At 45.3% G+C, this 26,171-nt stretch carries 23 protein-coding genes and 1 riboswitch; of the genes, 21 read left to right on the top strand and 2 right to left on the bottom strand.

Translation table 11 applies throughout. The annotated features are described in order from the left end of the window. The first annotated feature begins 8 nt into the window (after nt 1-8). The 9 genes from GKZ87_19200 (at nt 9) to GKZ87_19160 (ending at nt 9,790) form a co-directional block, all read left to right on the top strand. A complete protein-coding gene (locus GKZ87_19200; protein QSI27467.1) occupies nt 9-1,394 on the top strand; it encodes a PTS glucose transporter subunit IIB in 1,386 nt (461 codons plus the stop codon). 16 nt (nt 1,395-1,410) lie between these two features. After that, entirely contained in the window at nt 1,411-2,364 is a 954-nt protein-coding gene (locus GKZ87_19195; protein ID QSI27466.1) for an S-methyl-5-thioribose-1-phosphate isomerase, read from the top strand. Nucleotide 2,365: 1 nt separating this feature from the next. Then, nucleotides 2,366-3,289, top strand: coding sequence for a pseudouridine-5-phosphate glycosidase (locus tag GKZ87_19190; GenBank protein QSI27465.1), 924 nt, complete (start codon nt 2,366-2,368; stop codon nt 3,287-3,289). Nucleotides 3,290-3,678: 389 nt separating this feature from the next. Beyond that, nucleotides 3,679-4,386: a response regulator gene (locus GKZ87_19185; GenBank protein ID QSI27464.1), complete on the top strand. Its 708-nt coding sequence runs from the start codon at nt 3,679-3,681 to the stop codon at nt 4,384-4,386. Continuing rightward, a complete protein-coding gene (locus tag GKZ87_19180; GenBank protein QSI27463.1) occupies nt 4,383-5,618 on the top strand; it encodes a GHKL domain-containing protein in 1,236 nt (411 codons plus the stop codon). The genes GKZ87_19185 and GKZ87_19180 overlap by 4 nt, the downstream gene beginning before the upstream one ends. A gap of 57 nt (nt 5,619-5,675) precedes the next feature. Then, nucleotides 5,676-6,365, top strand: coding sequence for a hypothetical protein (locus GKZ87_19175; protein QSI27462.1), 690 nt, complete (start codon nt 5,676-5,678; stop codon nt 6,363-6,365). Between the two features lie 218 nt (nt 6,366-6,583). Then, the gene (locus tag GKZ87_19170; GenBank protein ID QSI27461.1) at nt 6,584-7,258 is read left to right on the top strand and encodes a response regulator; all 675 of its coding nucleotides are present in this window, start codon (nt 6,584-6,586) and stop codon (nt 7,256-7,258) included. Continuing rightward, complete coding sequence (locus GKZ87_19165; protein QSI27460.1) at nt 7,255-8,661, top strand: HAMP domain-containing protein; 1,407 nt, start codon at nt 7,255-7,257, stop codon at nt 8,659-8,661. The genes GKZ87_19170 and GKZ87_19165 overlap by 4 nt, the downstream gene beginning before the upstream one ends. Before the next feature lie 73 nt (nt 8,662-8,734). Continuing rightward, entirely contained in the window at nt 8,735-9,790 is a 1,056-nt protein-coding gene (locus tag GKZ87_19160; GenBank protein QSI28022.1) for a peptidase, read from the top strand. Nucleotides 9,791-9,981: 191 nt separating this feature from the next. Here the strand turns inward: GKZ87_19160 and GKZ87_19155 are convergent, their stop codons facing one another. After that, a complete protein-coding gene (locus GKZ87_19155) occupies nt 9,982-10,644 on the bottom strand; it encodes a transcriptional regulator (GenBank protein ID QSI27459.1) in 663 nt (220 codons plus the stop codon). Beyond that, complete coding sequence (locus GKZ87_19150) at nt 10,625-12,142, bottom strand: DUF1538 domain-containing protein (GenBank protein QSI27458.1); 1,518 nt, start codon at nt 12,140-12,142, stop codon at nt 10,625-10,627. Before GKZ87_19150 ends, GKZ87_19155 begins: the two co-directional genes overlap by 20 nt. A gap of 728 nt (nt 12,143-12,870) precedes the next feature. Beyond that, nucleotides 12,871-12,971: riboswitch (purine riboswitch) on the top strand. 65 nt (nt 12,972-13,036) lie between these two features. Between GKZ87_19150 and GKZ87_19145 the strand changes: the two genes are divergently transcribed. The 12 genes from GKZ87_19145 (at nt 13,037) to recQ (ending at nt 26,120) form a co-directional block, all read left to right on the top strand. Then, nucleotides 13,037-14,347: a purine permease gene (locus tag GKZ87_19145; protein QSI27457.1), complete on the top strand. Its 1,311-nt coding sequence runs from the start codon at nt 13,037-13,039 to the stop codon at nt 14,345-14,347. Nucleotide 14,348: 1 nt separating this feature from the next. Next, entirely contained in the window at nt 14,349-14,858 is a 510-nt protein-coding gene (locus tag GKZ87_19140; protein ID QSI27456.1) for a hypothetical protein, read from the top strand. Then, complete coding sequence (locus GKZ87_19135) at nt 14,855-15,859, top strand: ABC transporter substrate-binding protein (protein ID QSI27455.1); 1,005 nt, start codon at nt 14,855-14,857, stop codon at nt 15,857-15,859. The genes GKZ87_19140 and GKZ87_19135 overlap by 4 nt, the downstream gene beginning before the upstream one ends. 1 nt (nt 15,860) lies before the next feature. Beyond that, nucleotides 15,861-16,829 carry an iron chelate uptake ABC transporter family permease subunit gene (locus tag GKZ87_19130; protein QSI27454.1) on the top strand — a complete coding sequence of 323 codons (969 nt, stop codon included), beginning with the start codon at nt 15,861-15,863 and terminating at the stop codon, nt 16,827-16,829. Continuing rightward, entirely contained in the window at nt 16,826-17,641 is an 816-nt protein-coding gene (locus GKZ87_19125) for an ATP-binding cassette domain-containing protein (protein ID QSI27453.1), read from the top strand. The genes GKZ87_19130 and GKZ87_19125 overlap by 4 nt, the downstream gene beginning before the upstream one ends. Next, on the top strand, nt 17,601-18,377 hold the full coding sequence (locus GKZ87_19120) for a 4-hydroxybenzoyl-CoA reductase (GenBank protein QSI27452.1): 777 nt from the start codon (nt 17,601-17,603) through the stop codon (nt 18,375-18,377). Before GKZ87_19125 ends, GKZ87_19120 begins: the two co-directional genes overlap by 41 nt. Continuing rightward, a complete protein-coding gene (locus GKZ87_19115; GenBank protein ID QSI27451.1) occupies nt 18,374-18,835 on the top strand; it encodes a 2Fe-2S iron-sulfur cluster binding domain-containing protein in 462 nt (153 codons plus the stop codon). Before GKZ87_19120 ends, GKZ87_19115 begins: the two co-directional genes overlap by 4 nt. Then, entirely contained in the window at nt 18,832-21,108 is a 2,277-nt protein-coding gene (locus GKZ87_19110) for a molybdopterin-dependent oxidoreductase (GenBank protein ID QSI27450.1), read from the top strand. The genes GKZ87_19115 and GKZ87_19110 overlap by 4 nt, the downstream gene beginning before the upstream one ends. Then, a complete protein-coding gene (locus GKZ87_19105) occupies nt 21,098-21,643 on the top strand; it encodes an NTP transferase domain-containing protein (GenBank protein QSI27449.1) in 546 nt (181 codons plus the stop codon). The genes GKZ87_19110 and GKZ87_19105 overlap by 11 nt, the downstream gene beginning before the upstream one ends. Nucleotides 21,644-22,432: 789 nt before the next feature. Further along, nucleotides 22,433-23,092, top strand: coding sequence for a uracil-DNA glycosylase (locus tag GKZ87_19100; GenBank protein ID QSI27448.1), 660 nt, complete (start codon nt 22,433-22,435; stop codon nt 23,090-23,092). Next, entirely contained in the window at nt 23,089-24,327 is a 1,239-nt protein-coding gene (locus GKZ87_19095; protein QSI27447.1) for a bifunctional folylpolyglutamate synthase/dihydrofolate synthase, read from the top strand. Before GKZ87_19100 ends, GKZ87_19095 begins: the two co-directional genes overlap by 4 nt. Further along, complete coding sequence (gene recQ / locus GKZ87_19090; protein ID QSI27446.1) at nt 24,324-26,120, top strand: DNA helicase RecQ; 1,797 nt, start codon at nt 24,324-24,326, stop codon at nt 26,118-26,120. The genes GKZ87_19095 and recQ overlap by 4 nt, the downstream gene beginning before the upstream one ends. Nucleotides 26,121-26,171: the final 51 nt, after the last annotated feature.

Below are 26,171 nucleotides of genomic sequence, written 5' to 3'. Positions count from 1 at the left end.
AAATAACCATGGCAATACAAAAACAAAAGCTTGCTGCCGATATTCTGGAATATGTTGGCGGTGTAGACAACGTTCGTGATGTAGCGCATTGCATGACGCGGCTTCGTATTGTTGTAAAGGATGAAAAGGCTGTACAGCTGAAAGTGCTGGAACAGCTGGAAGGGGTTATGAAGGTTGTAATCCTGGGAGGACAGTATCAAATCGTTTTAGGCGGTATTGTCGATGATATATTTGATGAAGTGGCTGCATTATGCGGCGATCGCGTCAATATCAATGAGGACATGATTGCGGAAAATCTGGATGCAGATACAAAAGGAGTGAGGAGATCCATTCTAGGGATGCTTGTGGAAACAATTTCAGCAATCGTTACCCCGATTATTCCGGCAATGCTGGCCTGCGGATTCATAAAGACGCTTGCGGTTTTATTTACGGTTGTGTTTAAGGTGGATGAAGCGAATAGTACGATACAGGTATTAAATGTAGTATCGGATACGCTATATGCCTTTTTCCCTGTAATCATCGGATGGTCTGCCGCAAAGAAATTTAAAACCAATATGGCAGTGTCACTCGTTATCGTGGCATTGTTGGTAAATCCTGCATTTACCGGTCTGTTTGCGGATGGAGCCAGTGTAACCTTTCTGGGGATTCCCGTAACGGATGTGTATTATGGCAGTTCTGTTCTTCCTGCCATCCTATCTATTTATCTGCTATCCAAAGTAGAGCTGTTGCTAAGAAGACTTATACCGGGAGCACTGCGAAGTATCTTTGTACCCTTCCTGAGTACGCTGATTGTATTTCCGCTGTTGATTCTTGCAATCGGGCCGATTGGTGTATGGGGAGGAAATCTGTTTGCTTCTCTGTTTACCAGCATGTATGATTTCAGCCCTATTCTGGCTGGAGCTTTGATTGGAGGTACCTGGCAGATTCTGATCATTTTCGGTATGCATATCGCAATACTCGGGTTAGTTTCAGTACCAAATATTGCTGCGTTTGGTAGAGATACCGTGATTATGACACATGCACCAAGTCTGATTTGTCAGGTGGCGGCAGGGCTGGCTGTTGGTCTGAAGGCAAAAAATCCGGAAATCAAGAAAAATGCAATTACCCTGTCTTTGACCTCATTCTTTGCAGGAAGTGTGGTTGAACCGGTTATGTACGGGGTAAATCTGAAATATAAAAAACCGTTTATCGCAGTATGTATCGGCGGAGCAGTAGGGGGAGCGATTACCGGGGCAAGTCTTGCGGGAACCACAGCAGCGGTAGCGTTTAGCTTATATACGATTCCGGCATATCTTGGCGTTGGCTTTACAGGGCTTTTGATCGGCTGTGGTGTTGGAGCCTGTGTCACCTTTATTCTGACTTGGATTCTCGGCTTTGATGAACATACAATATAGGAAAGAGGTATTCAATATGCGTGTAAAAGATATAGCGTTTAAAAATGCAGAGCATGTCATTGAGGAAATAAAGAATATGAATGTAAAGGGAGGCAGTCCATTTGGAAGAGCTGCCGCATGGGCCTTTCGTCTCGCCTGTGAACAGGAGGAGTTTGAAAATCCGGCAGCGCTGCAGAAGCGTATGCGGGATATTGCTGAACAGATGCTTGCGCTAAAGCCTACAATGGCAACCATTTATAATACATGGCACCTTGTGGAACAGGTGATGATGGAGAGCGGCGCTGCTGTGCAGAATCTGAAGCAAAGCATTATCAGACTTTGTACGAATATCATTACATACTCATTTGATGCGGTGGAACAGCTTGGAGAATACGGTGCTGCAATGATTCAGGAGAATGAGGTTATCATGATGCATAGCTACAGCTCGACATTGATGGGGATTTTTATCAAGGCTGCTGAAATGGGGAAACGGTTCACCGTTATATGTACAGAGTCCCGTCCGTTAAGAGAATCCCGGTTAGCTGTTAAAATGCTGCGAGGGGCAGGAATATCCGTTATCTATATCACAGATGCGTCCATTTATGAGTTTTTACCGAAAGCGGATATCGTCATTATGGGGGCTGATACATTATGTGCAAACGGTTCTGCGGCAAATAAGATGGGAACAGCGATGATCGCAAAGCTGGCAAAGGCCTGTAAAAAGGATGTGTATATAGCCAGTGAGCTGTATAAGCTGGATGTGCGCACACAATACGGTTATCAGGTCGTTTTGGAACGGCGCAGCGAATGGGAAATTCTGCAGGCGGATGATTTTGAATCGCTGGAAGGAATCGATGTCGTGAATCAGTTCTTCGATATTACACCTGCTGCAGATATACAGGGAATTATTTGTGAATATGGTATTCTGCCGCCGTCCTTGATGCTGACTTACTGGAATAAGTTGGAATGCAGGGTGAAGGAGGGAATTTAACATGTGTAAATATAACAGCTTTCTTGATATTAAGGATGAGGTAAAAACAGCATTGGCTGAGCATCGCGCTGTAGTTGCTTTGGAGTCAACGATTATTTCACATGGTATGCCTTACCCGCAAAATGTGGAAATGGCAGAAAATTGTGAGCGGATCATACGGGAAGCCGGTGCTGTTCCTGCAACTATTGCGATTATCGACGGGAGAATAAAAATTGGTCTATGCAGAGAGGAGCTGAATAAGCTTGCCTGTGCTGCTGATGTTATGAAGGTATCCAGGAGAGATTTAGCAGTGGCAGTTTCAGAGAAAAGAATGGGGGCAACGACGGTTGCGACAACGATGATTTGTGCAGCCATGGCAGGGATTCAGTTTTTTGTGACAGGCGGTGTTGGCGGAGTGCATAGAGGCTATGAGGAAACGATGGATGCTTCTGCCGATCTGGAGGAGCTTGCACAAAGTGATGTTACCGTTATATGTGCAGGGGCTAAGTCTATACTGGATATACCTCGTACACTGGAATATTTGGAAACAAAGGGTGTTACCGTCATCGGATATCAGTGTGATACGCTTCCTGAGTTTTTTACGAGAGAGGGAAGCTGTAAGCTGCAGCAGAGAATGGATACGGTAGAGGAAATTGCGGATATGCTGCACGTGAAAAAAAGCCTTGGCTTAAAAGGCGGGGTACTGGTTGCCAATCCGATTCCGGAAGCGTATTCCATGGATGCGGCTTATATGAATGCTGTAATTGAAGAAGCGGTGCAAAATGCAAAGGCTGCTCATATACAGGGCAAGTATACAACGCCTTATCTGCTTTCACAAATTGTTAAGGCTACAGAGGGAAAAAGCCTTGCGGCAAACATACAGCTCGTATATAACAATGCAAGGGTTGGAGCGGCATTGGCTATGGCATATGTTAAAAAGGGATAAAATGATTAGATTATGATAACTGTAGGAAGGAAAGGCTCTATGACAAGCTTTCCTTCCTGTAGAGGATGGGGATAGAGAAAATATACATTTTCCAATGAGTTCTTTATATGAGGTACAGTACAGTTTTAGAAAAACTTCTTTATAAATTTTCATAAAAGTAGTGATATAATCAATTTACTGTAGTATTATAATTGAAGAGAAAAAGCGGTGAACTCTACCATAAAGATATTTATAAGTGAGAGCTATAAAAGCGGTGTACTCTACCATAGAGTAATCTAAAAGTGAGAGCTAAAAAAGTTGCTAGCGTAAGCTAGCTTTTTTTTAAGGGGAAATTCATATATGTGATATAATGCTTATATAGCCTACAATCAGGACAAGGGGAGATACCTATGTATAATATCGCAATTCTGGATGATGAAATACAGGAAGCACAGCATTTGCGTGAGATCGTTTCAAGATATTTTGATAGAAAAGAGCTAATGGAGCGGCGTATTGATTTGTTTACCAGCGGAAGGGAGCTGTTAAACCATGTTAAGGCCATTTCCTGTGATTTGCTGTTTCTGGATATCGAGGTCGGACAGGAAAACGGAATCGAAATCGGCAGACAATTACGGCAAATTGCTCCGGATATGATTATGATTGTGATAACCGGTTATCTGAAATACAGCATGGACGGTTATAAAATACAGGCAGCCCGCTATCTTTTAAAGCCGGTACCTGCACTGCTTTTATACAGTGAACTGGATGAGGTGCTTGCTTTGGATGACCGGCAGACGCTTATGCTTATGGATCGTGAAACCTGTCATAGAATCAAAAGAAAAGACATTTTATATGTGGAAACGGTGGGGAGATGTACCTGCTTTCATACAGCAGAGGGGCTGTTTCACAGTAAAGAAGGTCTGCGTATATGGCAGAAAAAGTTGGATTCTTCACTATTTGTGGAATGTCATAAGGGGATTCTTGTACATGTCCGCTGGATTCAGTCCATGGAAAAGGATACGATATTACTCGAAACAAAAGAAACACTGCCACTTGCCAGAAGACGTGTGGAAACGGTACGTGCTGTGTGGAAAAACTTTCAGGAGAAATGTGCATGAGCCTGTTTCTGCGGATGCTGGAGATTATGCTGACAGGTATGCTCGGTTACACCTACCAGGCAACCATACGTATGCAGTATCGCCCCTTTATTTCCCGTGTTCTGCCTTATCCCGGTGTCGGACTGATCTTAATTCTTATATCTCCCTGGCTTTCCGTTACGCTGCTGCGTTTTCTTCTTCTGCTTTTACTGCTGTTATCTGTATTACTATACCAGGACCAATGGCTTTCCCATTTATCTTTTATCGCCAGCCTGTTTGTGAGTGGAGTCTTTGTTCAAATCGTAAGCAGTCATATGGCTGCCCTCACACAGGGAACTGCAATCTGGCTGAAGGGCTGCCTGTTTTTGGCGGCAGCCTTTCTGATACAGCTTATCCTGATTTACTATACGCATAAGCAGTATGAGCAGCTGTATATCCCTGTCTTTTCAATTATCCTATGTATCTATATGGGAATCAGTATGTATATTGTACACATGGGCATGAGCGCATCTATAGATATCTCCATCATATGCTGTATGCAGCTTTTACTTCTGCTCCTTATGCGCCTGTATCGCACCTGCTTCTGTTTGGAAATCCGGCGTGAAAAGGAAATGCAGGCATTATTGAAAACACAACGAATGGTGGAAAACAGAGAGCGATATGATCGGGTACAAAAGGAAAATGCCTTTATCATGAAATCTATGCATGATTTAAAAAAACACGTCAGTCTGCTGGAGCAGCTGGAACAGGGAAGTACTGCAGTGGATGCCTATCGCAATGATATAGTTCAGAAAGCAGAGCAAATGCTGAACGTTCAGAAAACCGGTGATGAGCTGATTGATAAGGTGCTGCAGCTGTATCATCCACGCTTTCAGGAAGCAGGAATTTGCTTTCAACTGGAAAGTGATGTTATTGACTACAGCTTCATGGATTCTGTGGATCGTTGTGCAGTGCTCTGTAATCTGCTGGATAATGCACTGGAAAGCTGCCGCATGCTAAAACAGCCCTTCATTCTATTGCGTATGGTGGAACAGCATTCCACAATCATATGGAAAATGAAAAACAGCTGTCAGGGTGTGGAACAGGAGAAAGAGGATGCTTTTGCACACGGCTTTGGTATGCAGAACATACGGGATATCGCACGCCGTTATCAGGGGACCCTGAATGCAGTATGGGAACAGCCGCATTTACTGTTTCGCACAACGGTTACCTTTGAAAAACCGCTGATGTCGGAAAATGAACCGCTTATGTAAAACAGCAGTCCAAAGCCGGATATCCGGATATACTGATAGTGAAAGAAGGGATATATCATGTTGGACACAGCAAAATTGAAACAAAAGGCTTTGAGCAGAAAGAAAATCATTATCAGCGTTCTAGTTATTCTGGCACTGTCTTTGGGACTTGGCAGCATTATGTACGGACTTGCGGACAGCTTTGAGGAGTTTGCGGATATCCGGATTCTTCAAATTGTCTTTCTTGTTTTATTTCCGTTGTTTACCCTTGTTCTGTGGGTGCCTCTGTGTCTTGGCGGTGGACAGATTTACGAGCTGCGGGAAGATGCATTTGTCATTATCCCTGCCTATAAGGATCACAAAAAATGGAATATGATCCTTCATGTATTATGCAGTGATGACGTTACACCATTCCTACAGGAAATACGCTATGCGGATATCGACTATGCCAAATTCACCGTGGATCGTAAGGCGGGGGTATGGGGCTTGTCACGGTACAGCTATATGCTGAAGCTGTATGATAAAAAGCAAGCATTCATGACGCTGTATATCAATCCCATGGATAACGGTATCCTGCTGCCAAGCAGTAAGGGCGGTATCGTTCTGAGCGGGTTTCGTACAAATGAGGATATATTGAATATGATGCAGCTGCTTTTGGCCAGTGGTATGCGTCTGGAAGATCCATATCACATTCTGGAAGCAATGAAGCGCAAGGATATAGAAATCTATGATTATCTGGAAAGCCTTCAGATTAAGAAACGGTATTAGCAATTCGGATGGTCAGAAACGGCTGATGAAACAAACCAAGGGCATTCTGTGCACCATGTGCAGAATGTCTTTTCTAATGGGAGCGAAGAATGAAATAAACATGCAAAAGCGTTGGAGATTGGTACATAATACTGATAAGATAAAGATAGAGGATTTCTCATGTTTCTTTCATGTTTTTGTAGGATACTATATACGATGGAGTTTAGGGAGGTGCTGGTATGAGACTGCTGCTTGCAGAGGATGAACGCGATTTGAATGAGCTTGTATGCCGAAAGCTGAAAAAGGAAGGCTATAGCGTGGATGCCTGCTATGATGGACAGGAGGCGCTGGAGTATGCTGCTGTAACAGAGTATGACGGTATTATTCTGGATATCATGATGCCGAAGGTGAACGGCTATGAGGTATTGAAGAGTCTTCGTGCAGAAAAGAATATGACACCGGTTTTATTTCTTACGGCCAGAGATGCCATAGAAGACCGTGTGCTGGGACTGGATAGTGGAGCTAATGATTATCTGATTAAGCCGTTTTCCTTTGCGGAGCTTACGGCAAGAATCCGCACCATGATACGGCTGGCAAAGGGAAGTGCAACAACACACTTACAGGCTGGTGATCTGATACTGGATACGGCAACACATACGGTTCACAGAGGCGAAAAGCTGCTGCTTCTGTCTGCCCGTGAATATGCTCTGCTGGAGTATATGCTGCTGAATAAGAATATTGTGCTTTCCAGGGAAAAAATTGAAAATCATATATGGAGCTATGAGTATGAGGGCGGTACCAATCTGGTAGATGTTTATATCAGCTATTTGCGTAAAAAGGTGGACGGTGGTTTTTCCTGTAAATTGATTTATACCGTCAGAGGCAGCGGCTACGTGTTGAAGGAGCCTTCATGAACAGGCTGCGTATCCGGACAAAGATTACCATATGGTTTGCATTTGCAATGATTATTCTGGCAGGTCTGACTCTTGGCTGTGTACTGATGATCAGTGATAATGTCGTACAAAAAAATATCAAGGATTCTCTGGTGGAAACGGTGAGTGACAATATTGATGAGGTGGAGTATTACCATGATAAGGCGGATGCCAATCCGGATGGAGATAAGGATGTCTATATTCAATATCAACATGGTTATTTGGAAATTGATGACGATTATCTTGATGAAATGAATGGTATTTATACAACCCTGTACAACGAGGATGCGACATTGCTGTATGGTGAAAATCCGATTGCACAGGCAACCGGTAAGCTCGCTTTTTCTGACAATGAAATTCGTTCTGTTCCATATAAAGGCAGCACCTATTACATATACGATCGTTCACTGAAGGGGGAGGGCTTAAAGGATTTGTGGCTGCGTGGGATAGTATCCCGTAATCAGGGAGCCCGGTGGATGGATTCGATTGTTATTTTATCCATGTGGCTGATTCCCGCCTTAATTTTACTGGCACTTGCGGGCGGTTATTTTCTGGCCGGGCGGTTTCTGCGACCGATTCAGCATATGATTCAGGCTGCCTCCGGGATTCAGCAGGGCCAGGATTTGAAAAAACGAATCCATTTAGGTAAGGGACAGGATGAGCTGCATCAGCTGGCAGATACCTTCAACAGCATGATGGACCGTCTGGAGAAATCCTTTCAGGCAGAGAAGCAGTTTACCAGCGATATGTCGCATGAGCTGCGAACACCGGTTAGCGTTATTCTTTCGCAATGTGAGCTGTCCCTGGAGGAGGAACAGGATCAGCAGGCATATCAGGATGCATTGCACGTAATTAAACGGCAGGGACAAAAAATGTCTGCCATGATCAATGACATGCTGACAATGACGCGTATGGAGCAGCGAACGGATCGTATTGTGATGAAAGAGCTGGATTTCAGCCTGCTGTGCGATACGGTATGCCAGGATTTATGTCTGCTTCATGAGAAGGGAATCCAGCTGGAATATAGGCTTACTAAGGGGATTATTGTTTGGGGAAATGAAGAGCTGCTGCGCCGTCTGCTTGTGAATTTGATCAGCAATGCTTATCGCTATGGGAAAGAAAACGGGCACATATCCGTAGTTCTGCAAAAAACGGGAGAGAATGTTCTGCTGTCTGTTTCGGATGACGGTTATGGTATAGGAAAAGAGCATATTGATCACATATGGCAGCGTTTTTATCAGGCGGATACCTCACACACTCATCAGGGAAGCGGCCTGGGGCTGGCGATGGTACAGGAGATTGCGCAGCTGCATGGGGGATGGATGGAGGTTGAAAGTGAGGAAGGAGAGGGCTCCTGCTTTAGCCTGCATTTGCCATTGAAATAATATACAGGCATTTGCTTTCATGTTGCTTTAATCTTTCTCTGTTATACTACGGTTGTAATGAGAAAAAGGAGTGATGTATATGAAAAAGCTGCAGCAGCTATCAACATCTGTAAAGGCTCTGGTTGCGATTGGAGGAATCTCTGTCGTTGCCGGCGGAGGCGTAATGTTAGCCAATGCAATGGAAACGGATAACCGTATCAATGCAGATAGGGCGAAACAGATTGCACTTCAGGATGCAGGAGTAGATGCCAAACAGGTACAATTTGAAAAGGCAGCGCTGGAAAAGGAAGACGGGCAGAGCGTTTATGAAGTGAAATTCCGAAGTGCACAGTATATATACGATTATACGATTGCCTCCAGGGATGGTGATATCCTGGATCGGGAAGTGGAAGGCCTTAAAGAAAACGTTCCGTCACAGGCGGTCTCCTCAATCACACTGGAGGAGGCAAAAAAGCTTGTGCTTCAGGATGCCGGAGTAAAGGCAGCGGATGGAAATTTTACAAAGACAGCTTCCAAGCAGGATGATGGCTTGGCGGTTTATGAAATAGAATTTCAGACAGCACAAAAAGCATATGAGTATAAGCTGCTTGCCAAGGATGGTACGATCATAAAGAAGGATGTGGAGAATAACAAAAAGGCAGGCAATGCTTCCGGTGTGGATACAGCCGTAAGCATTAGTAAAGCAGACGCCAAAAGCAAGGCGCTGGCAGATGCTAAGGAATCCGCATCTCATGTGACATTCACAAAAGCCAGGCTCGATTATGAGGATGGTCAGCCGGTGTATGAAATTGAATTTATAAGCGCAACAACAGAATATGATTATGAGATTGATGCTGTGAAGGGAACCATTATTGAACGAAAGGCCGAGAAACGAAAGATACAGAGTCAGGAGCAGTCAAAGCCATCCGCTTCGTATATCGGTGTGGATAAGGCGAAGAATACGGCATTGAGTCATGCCGGCTTGCAGGAGAAGGAAGTGCTGTTCACAAAGGCAAAGCTGGAAAATGACGATGGACAATCCGTGTATGAAATCGAATTCAGAAAGGGGAATACAGAGTACGATTATACAATAGATGCCTTTAAGGGGAGCATTTTGGAATGGGATAAGGATACGGATCATGACGATTAGCAAACAGAAGCTTTCATAGCAATAGAAATTTTGATAAGAAAAAACAGAAGCATGCCGATTATCCTGTGATTCAGTGATTATCAGCAATCGCTCCTGTTTTTTCGTTTAATCTTCTATTTGATACGAATAGAATAATCTTACAGCGATTCTTTTAAGATCGTTTAAGGGCAGTTTCAGCTTGTAGTGAAATCCTACATACCGATAAATTCATCCACCGGCATGGAGAAGATAAGTCCTTTGGCCTCTGTCTGAAACCCTGCAGCCTTATTGACGGTATCCATGATATGCTTGTAATTCTCGTGAGCGGACAGGATGACGACGACATCTTTTTCTCCCTGCAGCTTAATACCGAAAAATGTTGCGGAATCATCCTCGTGAAGGGACCGTGCATGCAGTACGGTTCCTCCCGTAGCATCTGCTTCCCGGGCAGCCTCCATAACCTGATCGCGCCAGCCGTGTTCAACGACTGCGACAACTAGCTCATATTTGCGTTCTTTTTGTTCCATCTGTTTCTCCTCATTGGTTCTTCCACATAATATTTTGCTCTGAAATAAACTGCTGATTCCACTCAGCGGTATCGTAAACATAACACCATGACCCATTTTTCTAATCTGTGTTTCAGCTGCCACCTTATGCATGACTTCCTTTTCCAGCCAAGCCGGAAGGCAGCAGAATAACAGCTCCTTATCTGTTTCACCAATACCCAGGTAGTCAAGAAGATCAGAGCCTGCTGTTCCAAGCGCCAGAATGCCATAGGTGAAATACAGCTGATACTGTTTGCATATGTCTGCGACCAGCTCTCCCTTATCCCGATTAACAATAACTACCAGACATTTAACTTTCTGTCCGTTCATTTGCGGCTTCCTCAAATTCCATGATAATATCCTCCTGAAGTGTATCCGTATCCTTTTTCTTCTTTTTCTTCATAAACAGACCCAGAATCTGAATTGTTAATAGCGGGGTCATGGCAACCATCGCGACGATTCCAAAGGCATCCAGCATGACATTGCCGCCAAGCTGTTCACACGCACCCATGGCAAGAGGAAGAAGAAACGTAGCCGTCATCGGCCCGCTCGCCACACCGCCTGAGTCAAAGGCAATCCCGGTAAATACCTTGGGAACAAAAAAGCTGAGGCTGATTGCTATAAGATAACCCGGTATCAGGAAGACCATAATACTGACTCCGGTAAGGATGCGCAGCATCGCAATTCCAAGTGATAGCCCTACCCCTATGGACAGGGAATAGAGCATAGCCTTTGTGGATATCGCACCGGAAGACATATCCTCTACCTGTCGTGTAAGTACATGGACAGCCGGTTCCGCCTTTACTACGAAGAAGCCAATCAGCATACCGATTGGGATGAGAATCCAGTTATAGGATAAAGCAGCAATTTCAGTGCCTATAAAATAGCCGGCAGGCATAAAGCCCACATTTACACCACACAGAAACAGAATCAGTCCAATATAGGTGTATAGCGATCCTATCAGGATTTTTATGATTGAGCGTCGATTGAAGTAGCTGCTGATAAGCTGAAATATGAGGAAGAAGCACAGGATCGGAAGCAGAGCCTTGCTGACCTCCCACATATAATGCGGAAGCTCTTGCAAAAAGGTTTGAATGACATCCTTACTTGTTTCCACATGTACCATCTCAAACGGTGTATAGGTTGCACCCTGAGGCTCATACAGGATACCCAAAAGCAGTACCGCCAGTACAGGACCAATGCTGCACAGGGCTACAATACCGAAGCTCTCCTCCTCTGCATGCTTCTGTGTGATATTCGCCATACCGACACCCAGAGCCATAAGGAAGGGAACCGTAATCGGCCCGGTTGTCACACCGCCCGAGTCAAAGGCAACGGCCATGAAGTTATCCATAGAAAAATAAGCAAGTACGAATACCAGACCATAAAACAGCATAAGTAAATATCTCAGCTTCCAATGAAACTGAATTCTTAACAGGGCCATTACCAGAAATATACCGACACCGGCAGCTACCGTCCAAATCAGTGTATTGTCAGGAATACCGGGTACCTGATGTGCAAGCACAGTAAGATCCGGCTCTGCTATTGTTATGATAAAGCCGATTATGAAGGTGATACATATCATCAACACTCGTTTTCTGGAAGTCGTGAGTATCGTACCGATGCCTTCTCCCATAAGCATCATTGACATATCTGCCCCCAGTGAGAAGAAGCCCATGCCGATAATCAGCATGACAGCACCGCATGCAAACAGAAGCATAGTTCCGATTGGCATTGGTGTAATTGTGATGCTTAATAAAAATACAATACAGGTAATTGGTAATACAGAAGTTAATGCTTCGTTGATTTTTTCTTTCAGTTTTGTCATTGATTCACCTCTCTTTGCGTTATCTTTATATTCTATAGTATTATTTTAACATGTATGCATACCTGGAAACTATTTATCTATGGTTAATGATGATTTATTCTGTTTATAAAATTTATAAACAGAAGTATATTTTTGTTATTGAAAATGCGGGTATAGTATGAATTGGGGCACTTTAGAAAGCTATTGATTATGCACCCTCTAACCATTCATCGTCGGAAAAGATCGTTAGCAAGTTTCTTTTAATTTCATTGATATACTTTATCAACACTGTGATTGCATAGGATAGAAATACATGCATGAAACAGGAATCTATGTCATAGGGATGCTATATAGATAGAAAAATAGAACAGCAATTCCCTTTTATCTGAACTCCATGTTGAGTGGCTGCAATTCAACAAACACAAGACGATGTACATGTGGCAAGCATAGGGGATAAAATTGCCTTCATTATCATTCTTTTACCTTCAAAATGTATGCAAGATGTATGTTGCCCGGTTGTTTTACTTACATCTTATTTGTAAATCGCAAGTACCTGCTGACCGATTTATATAGGAGAAAATAGCTTAGCCAAGGGCAAAAAGACAAAAGTATCGTATGGCTGTAAGCTCATAAGTAACGAGTACCCTCTATCAGATACCTTATGGATTTCTTAATCCTCAATGTACAATAACAAATCGTAGCAGTTCTGACAGGTAAAGTGTTTATTTGTGTAGAAAAATAATACAATATATGGTAAAATCTTTACGTTTCGTATAATTCGCGTGGTATGGTGCGAATGTCTCTACCCCAAACCGATACTTTTGGGACTACGGAACTAATCATTTTATTATCTGCATGATAAAAGATTGGTTCCCGCATGTTTGACGGGAGCTTTTTTATTTGAAGGAGAAAGTTATGGAAGAAAAAAAGAAAGATTCCATCTATGAACTGGATGGAACGGTACCGCTGAAAAAGGCGCTGCCACTTGGGATTCAGCATATCCTTGCAATGTTTCTGGGAAATGTATCGCCGCTGATTATCGTCTGCGGGATGCTGGAAATGAGCGGTGTGCTGAAAATGACACTGATTCAGAACGCTATGTTTGTGGCTGGTATTGCGACTTTGTTTCAGCTGTATCCGTTTTGGAAAATCGGAAGCGGATTGCCGATCGTTATGGGGACAAGCTCCGGCTTTATCGGTACGGCGAAGGCAATCGGTGCTGCCTTTGGATATGGCGCACTGATGGGGGCAAGCCTTATCGGCGGTATTTTTGAAATGGTGCTCGGGTATTTTATCAAGCCGCTGCGCAAGCTGTTTCCTCCGGTTGTTACAAGTCTGGTCATCATATCCATCGGGCTGTCTTTGCTGCCAGTTGGAATCAACTACTTTGGCGGTGGTAACGGTGCTGCGGATTTTGGAAGTACCAATCATCTGCTGGTGGGAACCTTTGTCATTATCGTGATTCTGGTTGCGAAGCAGTTTAAGGGAGCTATCAATAACGCTTCTATTCTGATTGGTATCGTTGCAGGCTATATTCTGGCAATCATGCTGGGCATGGTTGATTTCACACAGGTAGCCTCTGCCAGCTGGTTTGCGCTTCCTGCCTTTATGCCGGTTGCCTTTGAATTCCATGGACAGGCGATTATCGCAATGGGAATCATGTTTATTGCGACGACGGTGGAAACCATCGGTGATGTATCCGGTGTGGCAAACGGCGGCTTGGATCGCGAGGCAACAGATAAGGAGCTGCAGGGTGGCGTTATGGCCGATGGTCTTGGTTCCATTCTGGGGGCAGTCTTTGGCGTCCTGCCAAACACCTCCTTTTCACAGAATGTCGGCCTAGTCGCAGTAACTAAGGTAGTCAACCGCTTTGTCATTATGACAGGGGCAGTCTTTCTGATTTTATGCGGCTTCTGTCCTAAGCTGAGTGCATTATTCTCTGTAATGCCGCAGTCAGTACTGGGTGGAGCTGCTGTCATCATGTTTGCGATGATTCTGGTGAGCGGTATTCAATCACTGACAAGAGAACCGCTGGATGAGCGTAACGGTTTAATTGTCGCACTTGCGATTGGTCTGGGTGTCGGTATTGGAAATGTACCGGCTGTTCTTGCACAGCTGCCCTCCTGGGTAGGAAACATCTTTGCACAGAACGGTATCATCATGACCTTTGTAATAGCTACGTTGCTGAATCTGGTTTTACCGAAGAAAAAAAGCGAAAAGAAATAATATGAAGATTTTCCTGACCGGACAAAAGCAGATTGGAAAGTCTACCTGTATTCAGGAATGTATCCGGGAGTGTCATAAGTCTGTCTGCGGCTTTGTGACGCTCCCTTTTTATGAGGGAACAAGACGCAGTGGCTTTTATCTGCATGCTCTTCATGCTATGGAAAACAACGATCAGCGCTTTTCCATCCAGCATGAGACATGGAATGAAGTGATACCTGGGGTATTTGATACCTTTGGTAAGGAGCTTTTGATACAGGCTAAAGCCTATGAAAACAGAATACTGATTCTGGATGAAATCGGACATCTGGAACAAAATGAAGAACACTATCTGAAAACACTGCTGGAAGTGATTGATAAATTTCCAAACATACTTGGTGTTTTAAAGAAATATGATATACAATATATTCATGAAATAGCAGCCAGAGAGGATGTAACTGTCCTTGATCTGGATAAGGAATCGTATGAGGATGTAAAGCATTACATTCTCACAGCAATGGAGGCTGAGAAATGAAAAAGTTTTTAATGACAGCCATGTCCCTGCTGATGGCAGTTTCGGTACTGGCATGCAGTGACAAGGGCAAGGATGAGGAATTAAAGAAGCAGGAAGGCTTTACTGTCACGGATCAGGCAGGGAGAAAGGTAACCTTTGATAAGCCTGCTGAAAAGGTAATCAGCGGATATTATATCGCAACGAGTACCGTGATTGGGCTGGGGCAGAAGGATAAACTTGTCGGTGTGGAGATGAAAGCGGGTCAGCGGGAAATTTATAAGAAGGCTGCTCCTGAGGTTGTTTCACTTCCGGCTATGGGAAATAAAAAATCCTTCAATGTGGAGGCCGCTATCAAAACAAAAGCGGATGTAGCCTTTCTTCCAGTCAGCTTGAAAAGCTATGCAGGTAAGCTAGAAGATGCCGGTATGAAGGTGATTCTGTTAAATCCGGAAACACAGAGCGATTACGATGAAGCAGTGAATCTGATCGCAAGCGTATTGGGGGCGCATGAGGAAGCAGAGAAGTACTTTACATATCGTGACGGGTTGCTTGAACAGTATATTACGGATACCGGTGTTGCGAAAAGCGTGTATATGGCGGGAAGTACACTGCTGGAGGGGGCAGGAACGGATATGTTCCAGAATGGTCTGTTGAAACAAGCAAGGGCTGAAAATGTTATGTCTAAGGCCGGTAAGGGCTGGAGTACGATAGGAAAGGAAACGCTGCTGGAAAGGAATCCGGATGTGATTTTCCTTGAAAACGGCGGTGCCAGGGTCAGTGATGTACTGGATGATGCTGCACTGGCTTCCCTGGACGCAGTAAAAAATAAGCAGGTCTATGAATTTCCAAGTACGCTGGAAACTTGGGATACACCGAATCTTTCGAGCTGTCTGGGAACATTGTGGGCATATGCAACGCTGTATCCGGATAATCTGTCCATGGATACTGTGAAGCAGGAGGCTAAGGATTTTTACAAGACTTTTTATAAAATCGATGTAACAAACAGCGATTTGGGACTTTGATATGAAACGCAGATTCTGGCTTGTGTTGCTGCTGGCAGTGCTGGTTTTGTGTTCTCTGTGTGTGGGAAGATACGGCAGCAGTCTTTCCGATATCGGAAGGGCGCTGCTGTTTTCCGGTGATGCGCTCACCCGTTCCCTTGTTTGGAATCTTCGAATGCCAAGAATTCTGCTCGTATGCATCAGCGGAGCAGCACTTGCTGTATCCGGTGTTGTCTATCAGACAATTTTTCGAAATCCGCTGGCAAGCGGGGATGTGATCGGGGCAAGCAGCGGCTGTTCCCTGGGGGCAGTCTTTGCCATTCTGGTTTATCAGGAGGCGTGGTTTGTGGAGCTTTGTGCCTTTCTCATGGGAATGGTGCTTGTTATCCTGACCTTTTTCATGGCATCCCGTATCAGAGGGAATCGGATTTTAAACCTGGTGGTTGCCGGACTCATTCTGCAGGCGGTTGCGACTTCCCTCATGATGATGATGAAATTATATGCGGATCCTGCGACACAGCTGGCCAATATGGAATACTGGCTGATGGGAGGCTTTTCCGATGCTTCCTGGCCTTCGGTTCTTATCACCCTTGTATTATGTTCCTTTGGAATGATCGGACTGTATCTGTTACGCTGGCAGATTCAGCTGTTAGCGTTTGGCGAGGAAGCGAGTACGCTTGGTGTCAACACGAAGGTGATTCGCTGGACGTCTCTGTTACTGGCAACACTTCTGATATCCAGTGTTATCAGTGTAGCGGGAATTGTCAGCTGGGTATCCCTGCTGATTCCGCATATCATACGCATTGCAGTAAAGAAGCCTGTTTCCCAAACGATGGGAATTACCGCAATCAGCGGAGCGATCTTTCTGCTTGTATGTGATACGCTGGCAAGAACTCTTTTGACCATTGAAATTCCAATCAGTATCCTGACCAGCCTGTTTGGGGCGCTGGTATTGATTGTTTTATTTATGAAGGGAAGGCTGCATGTATGATTCGTGTACAACATCTTTCTGTCAGGCTGCAGGACAATGTGATTTTGCAGGATATCAGCTTTGCTATAAAGAGCGGCCGTATTGTGATGCTGCTGGGGGAAAACGGCAGTGGAAAAACGACGCTGATACGATCTCTGCTGCAATATTATCCCTATGAGGGAAGCATTCTTTCTGAGCAAACAGATATTCGCAGCTTCAAGCAGAAGCAGCTGGCTGCCCTGTTCAGCTATGTGCCTCAGATTAAGGAAACGGTGGAGGATTTCGTGGTGGAGGAATGTATTGTCAGCGGCTTTGCACGACACATCTCACCCTTTGCCTTGCCTTCAAAAAAGCAGTATGAACGTGTGGACAGTCTGTTACAGGAATGGCGGCTGTCGCATTTGAAAGGAAAGCTGTTACAGGAAATCAGCGGGGGAGAGCTGCAAATGACCTATGTCGCAAGAGCCTTTTTACAGGAAGCGGAGGTTATGGTTATGGATGAGCCATGCACCTATCTTGATTATCGCCGCCAGCATCAGTTTCTGCAGGAGGTCACCAGGCTGAAGCAGCAGGGGAAAAGTATGCTGATCAGTATGCATGATCCCAATCTTGCATTGCAATATGCCGATGAAATTCTGCTGCTACATCAGGGAACGCTGTATGCCCGCATGACAGGGAGCCGTGTGGAAATGGCCAGGGAATGCGCCGGTTATTATCAGGCCCTGTACGGAGACACCTTTACGGTAACAGGAACGACAAGTGAACCAATACTTATATGGAAGGAGAATTGTTATGCTGAACATTCTGCAATACCACAGGGCCGCAAGCCTTGATGAAGCAATGGAGCTGCTGCAGAAAAACCGCATGAATCAGATCATGGGAGGAATGCTGTGGCTGCGTATGCAGGAGCGAACCATTCCGGTAGCGATCGATTTATGTGATTTGCATCTGGATACCATTCAGGAGGGTGAAAACGGGTTTTTGATTGGAGCGATGACATCCCTTCGATCACTGGAAACCCATGAGGGCCTGCGTAAGGCATATGGAACACTGCTGCAGGATGCGTGTAAGGATATCGTCGGCGTGCAGCTTCGCAATACGGCAACTCTGGGAGGCTCACTGTATTCCCGTTTTGGATTTTCCGATGTTTTGTGCGCACTGCTTTGTCTGCAGGTCGAGGTACATCTGTATAAGCAGGGAATCGTATCCTTACAGGACTATGCCGCAATGCCTTATGAGCGGGATATCCTGACGCATATCTATATAAAGAAGGAGCCGGTTAAGACCGCCTATGCCTGTGTGCGAAAGAGTGCGACGGATCTTCCGGTATTGAATATGGCAGCTGCCAGAATGGGGGATGAGCTGCGTATTGTGGCTGGTTCCCGGCCAAAGCGGGCCATCCGTTATGATCGAACATGGAGCAGTGATCTGCAGGCAGTCGCAAGGCAGCTGCAGGAACAGGTGGAATGTGAAGATAATATGCGGGGAAGCGCATCCTATCGTCGTGCACTCGTTTATGCGCTGACACTGCGTCTGTTGAAAAAGCTGGAAGGGGAGACACACGTATGAAAATAGAAATCACGGTAAACGATAAACGTATCCAGGAGGAGGCTTCTGCGGAGCTGACACTGCTGCAGTTTTTACGCAGTCACGGATATAAGAGTGTGAAATGCGGCTGTGAGACGACAAACTGCGGACTTTGTACCGTATGGATGGATGAACAGCCTGTGCTCTCTTGCAGTGTTTTAATTGGACGTGCCAACGGTCATCGCATAACAACGCTGGAGGGACTGGAACAGGAGGCAAAGGAGTTTGCGGATTTCATGGCAAAGGAGGGCGCAGAGCAGTGCGGCTTTTGTTCCCCGGGCTTCATCATGCAGGTATTAGCCATGAAAAAAGAAAAGAAAAGCTGGAACAGGGAGGAAATCAAGCATTGGCTGGCAGGCAATCTCTGTCGCTGTACCGGCTATATGGGACAGCTGCGTGCGATTGAAGCATGGCTGCAGAAAGGAGAGCATACGGTATGAAGTACATCAATCGTTCCGTTGTAAAGAAGGATGCGTATGCATTATTAAGCGGACAGCCGGTGTATACGGATGATCTTGCACCTGCGGATTGTCTTGTGATCAAGCTGCTTCGCTCTCCCCATGCTCATGCAAGAATACGCGCAATTGATACGAGTAAAGCAAAACGTGTTCCCGGAATTGAAGCGGTATATACATGGAAGGATGTTCCTGCCTCACGCTTTACCTTGGCTGGACAGACGTATCCTGAGCCTTCCCCCTATGACCGCAAAATACTGGATGAGGTTGTGCGTTATGTGGGGGATGAGGTCGCAATCATCGTAGGCAGGGATGAAGCCTGTACAGAAAAAGCAAGAAAGCTGATTCAGGTTGATTATGAGGTATACGATGCTGTCCTGGATTTCACAAAGGCGCTTGATCATCCGGTGATCGTTCATAAGGAGGATGATTACAAGCTGCTGTGTGATATAGGAAATGAACGGCTGCGTAATCTGCATTCTCACGATGAAAGCATCGTTGGTGATGTGGAGGAGGCATTTTCAGAATGCGATGTGATTCTGGAGCGTGATTACCATACCCTGGCCAATGCGCAGGCGATGATGGAAACCTTTCGTTCCTATGCATTTATGGATACCTACGGGCGTCTGAATGTGGTTAGCTCCACACAGGTACCCTTTCATATCCGCCGCATGGTTGCCAACGCTCTGGAGCTTCCCAAATCGCAGATTAAAGTAATCAAACCGCGCATCGGGGGCGGCTTTGGTGCCAAGCAGACCGGCTGTACAGAAATTTTTACTGCTTTCGTGACATGGAAGCTGAGAAAGCCGTGTAAGCTCGTCTATACAAGAGAGGAGACCTTCATGGCCAGCAATTCCCGCCATGAAATGCGCATGCATGTGAAAATCGGTGCCACAAAGGATGGAACAATCCTGGCAATCGATCTGCATACCCTTTCCAATACCGGAGCATATGGGGAGCATGGCTCTACAACGGTCGGATTGAGCGGTCATAAGTCCTTACCAATTTATAATCATGTAAAGGCAAGCCGCTTTGTTTCTGATGTCGTTTATACCAATACCATGACGGCGGGCGCTTACCGCGGCTATGGGGCAACGCAGGGTCAGTTTGCAATCGAATCTGCGGTGAATGAGCTTGCGGATGCGCTGCACATGGATCCCTGTGAGCTGCGCCTGAAAAATATGGTGCAGGAGGATGAGATCATGATGCAGTATTATGGTGAGCATCTGAACAGCTGTGCATTGGATCGCTGTCTGAAAAAAGCGATGGATATGATTGGCTGGAAAGAGAAAGGGCTGCGGCGTGATATGGGCGATAAGGTTCGCGGTCTTGGTGTGGCATTATCCATGCAGGGAAGCGGTATTGCGAATGTGGATATCGCATCTACTGTTATTAAGCTGCAGGATGACGGATTTTATACATTATCTATCGGCGCGACGGATATGGGTACCGGATGTGATACAATTCTTGCACAGATGGCCGCAGAATGTCTGGATTGTGATGTGGATAAAATCATTACGCAGGCGGTGGATACAGACGCTTCTCCTTACGATACCGGATCATATGCTTCTGCGACAACCTATGTAACCGGTATGGCTGTTGTGAAAACCTGTGAGGAGCTGCGAAAGCAGATAATACGGGAAGCAGCCGTTCTTCTCGAGGTAGATGCAGAGCATATCACCTTTGACGGTGAGAGCATCTATGCCCTGGAGGATGGCAAAGAAATGATGCTTGCTGACTTTGCGAACCGCTGCTTTGCAGGTGGAAGGGGAGAATGTCTGATTGCCAGTGCGTCCCATTGTTCCCCGACATCTCCACCACCGTTTATGGCAGGAATCGCAGAGGTGGATGTGGATAAGCTGACCGGAGAGATTACGATGGTCGATTATGTGGCAGTCGTTGATTGCGGAACGATCATCAATCCAAATCTTGCTAGAATTCAGACAGAAGGTGGTATTGCACAGGGAATCGGTATGGCGTTATATGAGGATATCACCTATTCACCAAAGGGCAGAATGCGCAACAGCTCCTTTCTGCAATATAAAATACCGACCCGTCAGGATGTCGGTGAAATCCGTGTTGATTTTGAAAGCAGCTATGAGGATAACGGGCCGTTTGGGGCAAAATCCATCGGTGAGGTGGTAATCAATACCCCGGCGCCTGCGATTGCTTCGGCGGTTGCGCATGCAAGCGGTGTACAGGTGCGTACCCTGCCAATCACAGCGGAAAAGGTGTTGCTGAATAAGGATGAGGACTGATCTGATTCTTATGGCATCGGGATATTCACGTAGATTTCAGGGCAATAAGCTGCTGTATGAGCTTGAGGGTATGCCCTTGATTGCGCATACCCTGCAAAAGCTGGCCAGTCTGAAGCAGGATAAACTCATCGTTATAACACAGTATGATGAAATTGCGAAGCTGGCAATAGCCTATGGTGCTGTCGTTATTGCAAACCCGTATGCCGATGAAGGACAGGCTGCTTCCATTCGTCTTGGTATCGCACACAGTACAGGCGATCAGGCACTGCTGTGTGTGGCCGATCAGCCGTATCTAAAGCTGTCCACTCTGCAAAAGCTGCTCAAGTGTTCCGATGGAGAGCATATCGTCTGTACCTCCTGTAACGGCAGCTATCGAAATCCTGCTATCTTTCCCAGAAAATATTACAGGGAGCTGCTTGAATTGCAGGGAGAACAGGGTGGAAAACAGCTGTTAAAAAAATACACAGAGACAGTTTTGAGCGTGGAATGTGACTCGCATCAGCTTCGTGATATTGATCAAAAAACAGATATATAGAATACATAAAGTGCCAGATATAGGGATGAGCTCATCGCTGCATATCCGACACTTTTTCTTTGGAATTCATTTTTATAGGTTAGACAACATCAAAACTGAATTATAGAACTGAATGTTTCAGCAGCTTTAGGAAACACACAGTGCATGGATACCTGGATGCTTAATATTTCAGCCTGTGATCAATTTTCTATGAATTGTGTTGGCGTTCCTTGAAATGTGCGTCAAGAAACAGATAAATGTATAGGATGATCAGTGTGAAACCCATCAAAATATTTGAATTAAACTGACTAAAAAACATATGCCACATACGGTTGTTAAACCAGAACAGGGGCGATAATAGAAGAATTTCAAGAATACCTGCAAGCACCCATCTGCTGGAAACCCTGCCCCTTATGATCAAAAGCGCTATGACGCAGAGGAAATACAAGATATACGACAACAGCCAGTACAGGATATGAAACGCTCTCTGTTCAGAAAATGCAGGAATTTCAAAGAAATAGAAATTTAACCGTACGATGTAAAGAAACAACAGGGGAAGGGAAATTATGATAATGTGTGAGAAGAGCTTTCCATATTTACGCATGTAAATCACGCTCCTTTATCTATACATAGCATAGCATGTAGACGCATAATTGGCAATGTAAAGGTTTATTTATGGTTGCGACACTGACCATCATGAAAGACCGTAAATCATTATCCTATGAATTTATATACTACAGGTTCATCGCTCTTGTACTGTTACCTGAACCTTATTTATGGTATGATTATACCGTTTGAGGAAGTGATAACATGAAGAACTGGGAAGAACTTTTCCGGCAGGAAGAACAAAAGGAATATTATCGAAAGCTCATGCAGTTTCTGGATGAGGAATATGCACAGAAAACAATTTATCCTCCAAGAGAGGATGTATTTACCTGCTTTACCAGCTGCCCGTTACAGGATGTCAAGGTCGTTATACTGGGGCAAGATCCGTATCATCAGCCACAGCAGGCACACGGGCTATGCTTTTCCGTTAAAAAGGGTGTACCCGTTCCCCGCAGTCTGAAAAACATCTACCGGGAGCTGAAGGATGATCTTGGCGTGGATGCACCGTCTCACGGCTGTTTGCTGGAGTGGGCTAGACAGGGTGTGTTCTTAATGAATACGGTTATGACGGTACGGGAAGGGGAAGCGTATTCTCATAATAAAAAAGGATGGGAAGTCTTTACAGATACTGTGATTTCTGTTTTGAATGAACAGGAACAGGGAATCGTGTTTGTACTGTGGGGAAATCACGCACAGAAAAAAGCACGGTTAATTACAGGGGCACAGCACCGCATCATTCAGTCTGCACACCCTTCCCCCCTTTCTGCATCCAGAGGCTTTTTCGGAAGCAAGCCGTTTTCCACGATCAATACCTGTTTAAAGGAAATGGGAAGAACACCGATTGACTGGAGGCTGAGCGAATGAAATTTCAGCAGGCGGATGCCGTCATTCGCATTATTGAACAAAGAAAAAACCGCGGCTATGGACTGGAGCACTTCAAGCAATACATGGCAGCTTTGGGAAATCCGCAAAATCAACTGAAAAGTATACATATTGCAGGAACAAACGGCAAAGGAAGCACAACCAACGATATCCGCAGCATTTTACAGACTGCTGGCTACAAGGTGGGCAGCTTTACCTCTCCGTATATGATTACTCACCTGGATCGTATCCGTATAAATGATCAGGATATCCGTGAGGATGCCTTTGTGGATATTGCCAATCGGTATTATGACAGCTGGATGGAATGGGATCTCAGTATGTTTGAAATTGACATGTGTATCGCAGTTATCTATTATCTGGAGGAGGCTGTGGATTTCTGTGTGTTTGAAACCGGGCTCGGCGGCAGACTGGACGCAACCAATATCCTGATTCCACTGGTATCTGTTATCACCAATATCGGTATGGATCATATGGAATTTCTCGGTGATACGTTGGAGAAAATTGCCGGTGAAAAGGCCGGTATTGTGAAAGAGGGCGTCGATTTAATTACTGCAGAGGAGAAAGCATGCTGTCTAAAGGTGTTTCAGAAGCATACAGCTGCTGCACATGCCGCCTGTATACAGCTGCAGCGCATCAGTGATATTCAGGAAACACAGGATGGATTAACCTTTACTTATGGAGACAGGAAGGACATTTCCTTGGCGGGAAAGGCCCGGTATCAATGCCGCAATGCCGCATTAGCCATTGAGGTATGTACCTATCTGCAGGAGCACCGCTATATTCAGCTTGAGGAAGCACAGTTGAGAGCAGGACTATCTGCGGCGGTGTGGATTGGACGCTTTGAAACGATTTCAAGGAATCCTTTGATTATACTGGATGGTGCACACAATGCGGACGGAATTCATGCGCTGTGTGATAATCTGAAGCGTATGAAGGAGGTACAGGTACTGTTTTCTGTATTAAAGGATAAAAATTTCGAGGATATGCTGTGCGAGCTGGAAACGGTGTGCGATGATATCCTGGTGGTACCGTTTCAGAATGAGCGCGCTCTGGATGTGAGTCTGCTCAGGGGAAGGGATCATGTTCATATCATGGAGAGCTATGAAAGAGCGATTGCTTATGCATTGCAGAACGACAGACCTCTTGTCATTACAGGCTCCCTGTATTTTATTAGTGATGTACGTAAATATCTGATCAAGGAAGGGTACTCTGTATGAAAGCGACAGAGATTTTAAAGAAATATTTCGGGTATGAAAGCTTTCGCGAGGGGCAGCAGGAGCTGATTGACAATATCCTAAAGCATCGTGATGTTTTGGGAATTATGCCGACAGGTGCAGGGAAATCCATTTGCTATCAGGTACCCGCGGTTATGCTGGAGGGGATTACCCTGGTCATTTCGCCTCTGATTTCCCTGATGAAGGATCAGGTGGGAACATTGAATCAGGCAGGTATCCGAGCTGCCTATCTGAATAGCTCCTTATCCTATGCACAATACCGTAAGGCGCTTTCGCTTGCCCGCGGCTATACGTATAAAATTATTTATGTGGCACCGGAACGGCTGATGAGTGAGGAGTTTTTGAGCTTTGCAAAGGAAATGAAAATATCTATGGTCTGTGTGGATGAGGCTCATTGTGTCAGTCAGTGGGGACAGGATTTTCGGCCGCATTATCTTCAGATTCGTGAATTTCTTCAGGAAATGCCGCAGCGCCCGATTATTTCGGCATTTACCGCAACAGCTACAACGCAGGTAAAGGAAGATATTTTACAGCTGTTGGACATGAAAGAGCCATACACGATTACAACAGGCTTTGACCGCAAAAATCTGTATTTCGCTGTGGAGAAGCCGAAGGATAAATATCAGGCACTTTTGCAGTATGTGAAAAACAATACTGAGTATGCAGGTATTGTATACTGCCTCTCGAGAAAAACGGTAGAGGAGGTGTGCGAGCGCCTGTGCAGCGATGGATTTGCGGCTACCCGCTATCATGCAGGATTGAGTGATGAAGAACGTATGCGCAATCAGGATGATTTCATTTATGACAGAAAGCCTATCATGGTCGCTACCAATGCCTTCGGGATGGGGATCGACAAGTCCAATGTCCGCTTTGTCGTGCATTTCAATATGCCAAAGAATATGGAAAGCTATTATCAGGAGGCAGGCAGAGCCGGACGGGATGGTGAGGCTGCAGATTGTATCCTTCTCTACAGTGGTAAGGATGTTCGCCTGAATCAGTTTCTGATTGAGCAGGGGAGTGGCCATGAGGATATGGATGAGGATACGCGCATGGAGCTGCTGCAGAAGGAAAAGGACCGGTTAAAGTCTATGACCTTTTATTGTACGATTCCCGGCTGTCTGCGGCATTATATGTTGAAGTACTTTGGTGAGGAACGTGAAGGCTATTGCGGAAATTGCTCCAACTGTTTGACGCAGTATGAGGAACGCGATATTACACAGGATGCGGTATGCCTTGTGGAATGTATCCGTCACAGCGGCGAACGCTTTGGAAAAACGATAATCGTGGATATTGTCAGAGGAAGTGCCAATGCAAAAATTAAAAGCTATCATCTGGATCGTAATCCATCCTATGGAAGGCTGAAGGACAGCTCCCGCAGTTATCTTTATGAGGTGCTGCAGCATTTGCAGTTTCAGGGGATTCTGAAGCAGAGTGAGGATGGATATTCTGTATTAACAATTCATCAGGAGGAACTCCTAGAGGAAAAGGAGCCGCTGATGATGAAGGTTGTTAAAGAAAAACAGACGCGTACTGCACTACCGCAAGCTGCGGCTAAGGACAGCCAACTGTTTGAGCTTCTGCGGATTTGCCGTTCTCAACTGGCAAGGAAAGCCCATGTTCCACCGTACATGATATTTTCTGATAAGACATTGCACGACATGTGTGCAAAGCTGCCGCAGTCCAAGGAGGAAATACTAAAGGTCAGTGGTGTGGGAGAAGTGAAGTATGAGAAGTACGGGAACGCATTTCTGGACATACTTGTATCATATCAATAAAACCGGCTGAATCAAGCGGCCCTGTGCATTTCATTGTGAAATTATCAGGCA

This window comes from Erysipelotrichaceae bacterium 66202529, from assembly GCA_017161075.1.
Lineage (GTDB): Bacteria > Bacillota_I > Bacilli_A > Erysipelotrichales > Erysipelotrichaceae > Clostridium_AQ.
This window is presented reverse-complemented; position numbering and strand designations above follow the sequence as displayed.

Coding starts and splice junctions, on each gene's coding strand:
- GKZ87_19160 (QSI28022.1), top strand. CDS start 8,735: ATGTATATGAAAAAGCTGCAGCAGCTATCAACATCTGTAAAGGCTCTG.
- recQ (QSI27446.1), top strand. CDS start 24,324: ATGAAAGCGACAGAGATTTTAAAGAAATATTTCGGGTATGAAAGCTTT.
- GKZ87_19180 (QSI27463.1), top strand. CDS start 4,383: ATGAGCCTGTTTCTGCGGATGCTGGAGATTATGCTGACAGGTATGCTC.
- GKZ87_19170 (QSI27461.1), top strand. CDS start 6,584: ATGAGACTGCTGCTTGCAGAGGATGAACGCGATTTGAATGAGCTTGTA.
- GKZ87_19130 (QSI27454.1), top strand. CDS start 15,861: ATGAAACGCAGATTCTGGCTTGTGTTGCTGCTGGCAGTGCTGGTTTTG.
- GKZ87_19135 (QSI27455.1), top strand. CDS start 14,855: ATGAAAAAGTTTTTAATGACAGCCATGTCCCTGCTGATGGCAGTTTCG.
- GKZ87_19190 (QSI27465.1), top strand. CDS start 2,366: ATGTGTAAATATAACAGCTTTCTTGATATTAAGGATGAGGTAAAAACA.
- GKZ87_19120 (QSI27452.1), top strand. CDS start 17,601: ATGCTGAACATTCTGCAATACCACAGGGCCGCAAGCCTTGATGAAGCA.
- GKZ87_19155 (QSI27459.1), bottom strand. CDS start 10,644: ATGAACGGACAGAAAGTTAAATGTCTGGTAGTTATTGTTAATCGGGAT.
- GKZ87_19185 (QSI27464.1), top strand. CDS start 3,679: ATGTATAATATCGCAATTCTGGATGATGAAATACAGGAAGCACAGCAT.
- GKZ87_19110 (QSI27450.1), top strand. CDS start 18,832: ATGAAGTACATCAATCGTTCCGTTGTAAAGAAGGATGCGTATGCATTA.
- GKZ87_19105 (QSI27449.1), top strand. CDS start 21,098: ATGAGGACTGATCTGATTCTTATGGCATCGGGATATTCACGTAGATTT.
- GKZ87_19115 (QSI27451.1), top strand. CDS start 18,374: ATGAAAATAGAAATCACGGTAAACGATAAACGTATCCAGGAGGAGGCT.
- GKZ87_19200 (QSI27467.1), top strand. CDS start 9: ATGGCAATACAAAAACAAAAGCTTGCTGCCGATATTCTGGAATATGTT.
- GKZ87_19195 (QSI27466.1), top strand. CDS start 1,411: ATGCGTGTAAAAGATATAGCGTTTAAAAATGCAGAGCATGTCATTGAG.
- GKZ87_19165 (QSI27460.1), top strand. CDS start 7,255: ATGAACAGGCTGCGTATCCGGACAAAGATTACCATATGGTTTGCATTT.
- GKZ87_19095 (QSI27447.1), top strand. CDS start 23,089: ATGAAATTTCAGCAGGCGGATGCCGTCATTCGCATTATTGAACAAAGA.
- GKZ87_19175 (QSI27462.1), top strand. CDS start 5,676: ATGTTGGACACAGCAAAATTGAAACAAAAGGCTTTGAGCAGAAAGAAA.
- GKZ87_19140 (QSI27456.1), top strand. CDS start 14,349: ATGAAGATTTTCCTGACCGGACAAAAGCAGATTGGAAAGTCTACCTGT.
- GKZ87_19100 (QSI27448.1), top strand. CDS start 22,433: ATGAAGAACTGGGAAGAACTTTTCCGGCAGGAAGAACAAAAGGAATAT.
- GKZ87_19145 (QSI27457.1), top strand. CDS start 13,037: ATGGAAGAAAAAAAGAAAGATTCCATCTATGAACTGGATGGAACGGTA.
- GKZ87_19150 (QSI27458.1), bottom strand. CDS start 12,142: ATGACAAAACTGAAAGAAAAAATCAACGAAGCATTAACTTCTGTATTA.
- GKZ87_19125 (QSI27453.1), top strand. CDS start 16,826: ATGATTCGTGTACAACATCTTTCTGTCAGGCTGCAGGACAATGTGATT.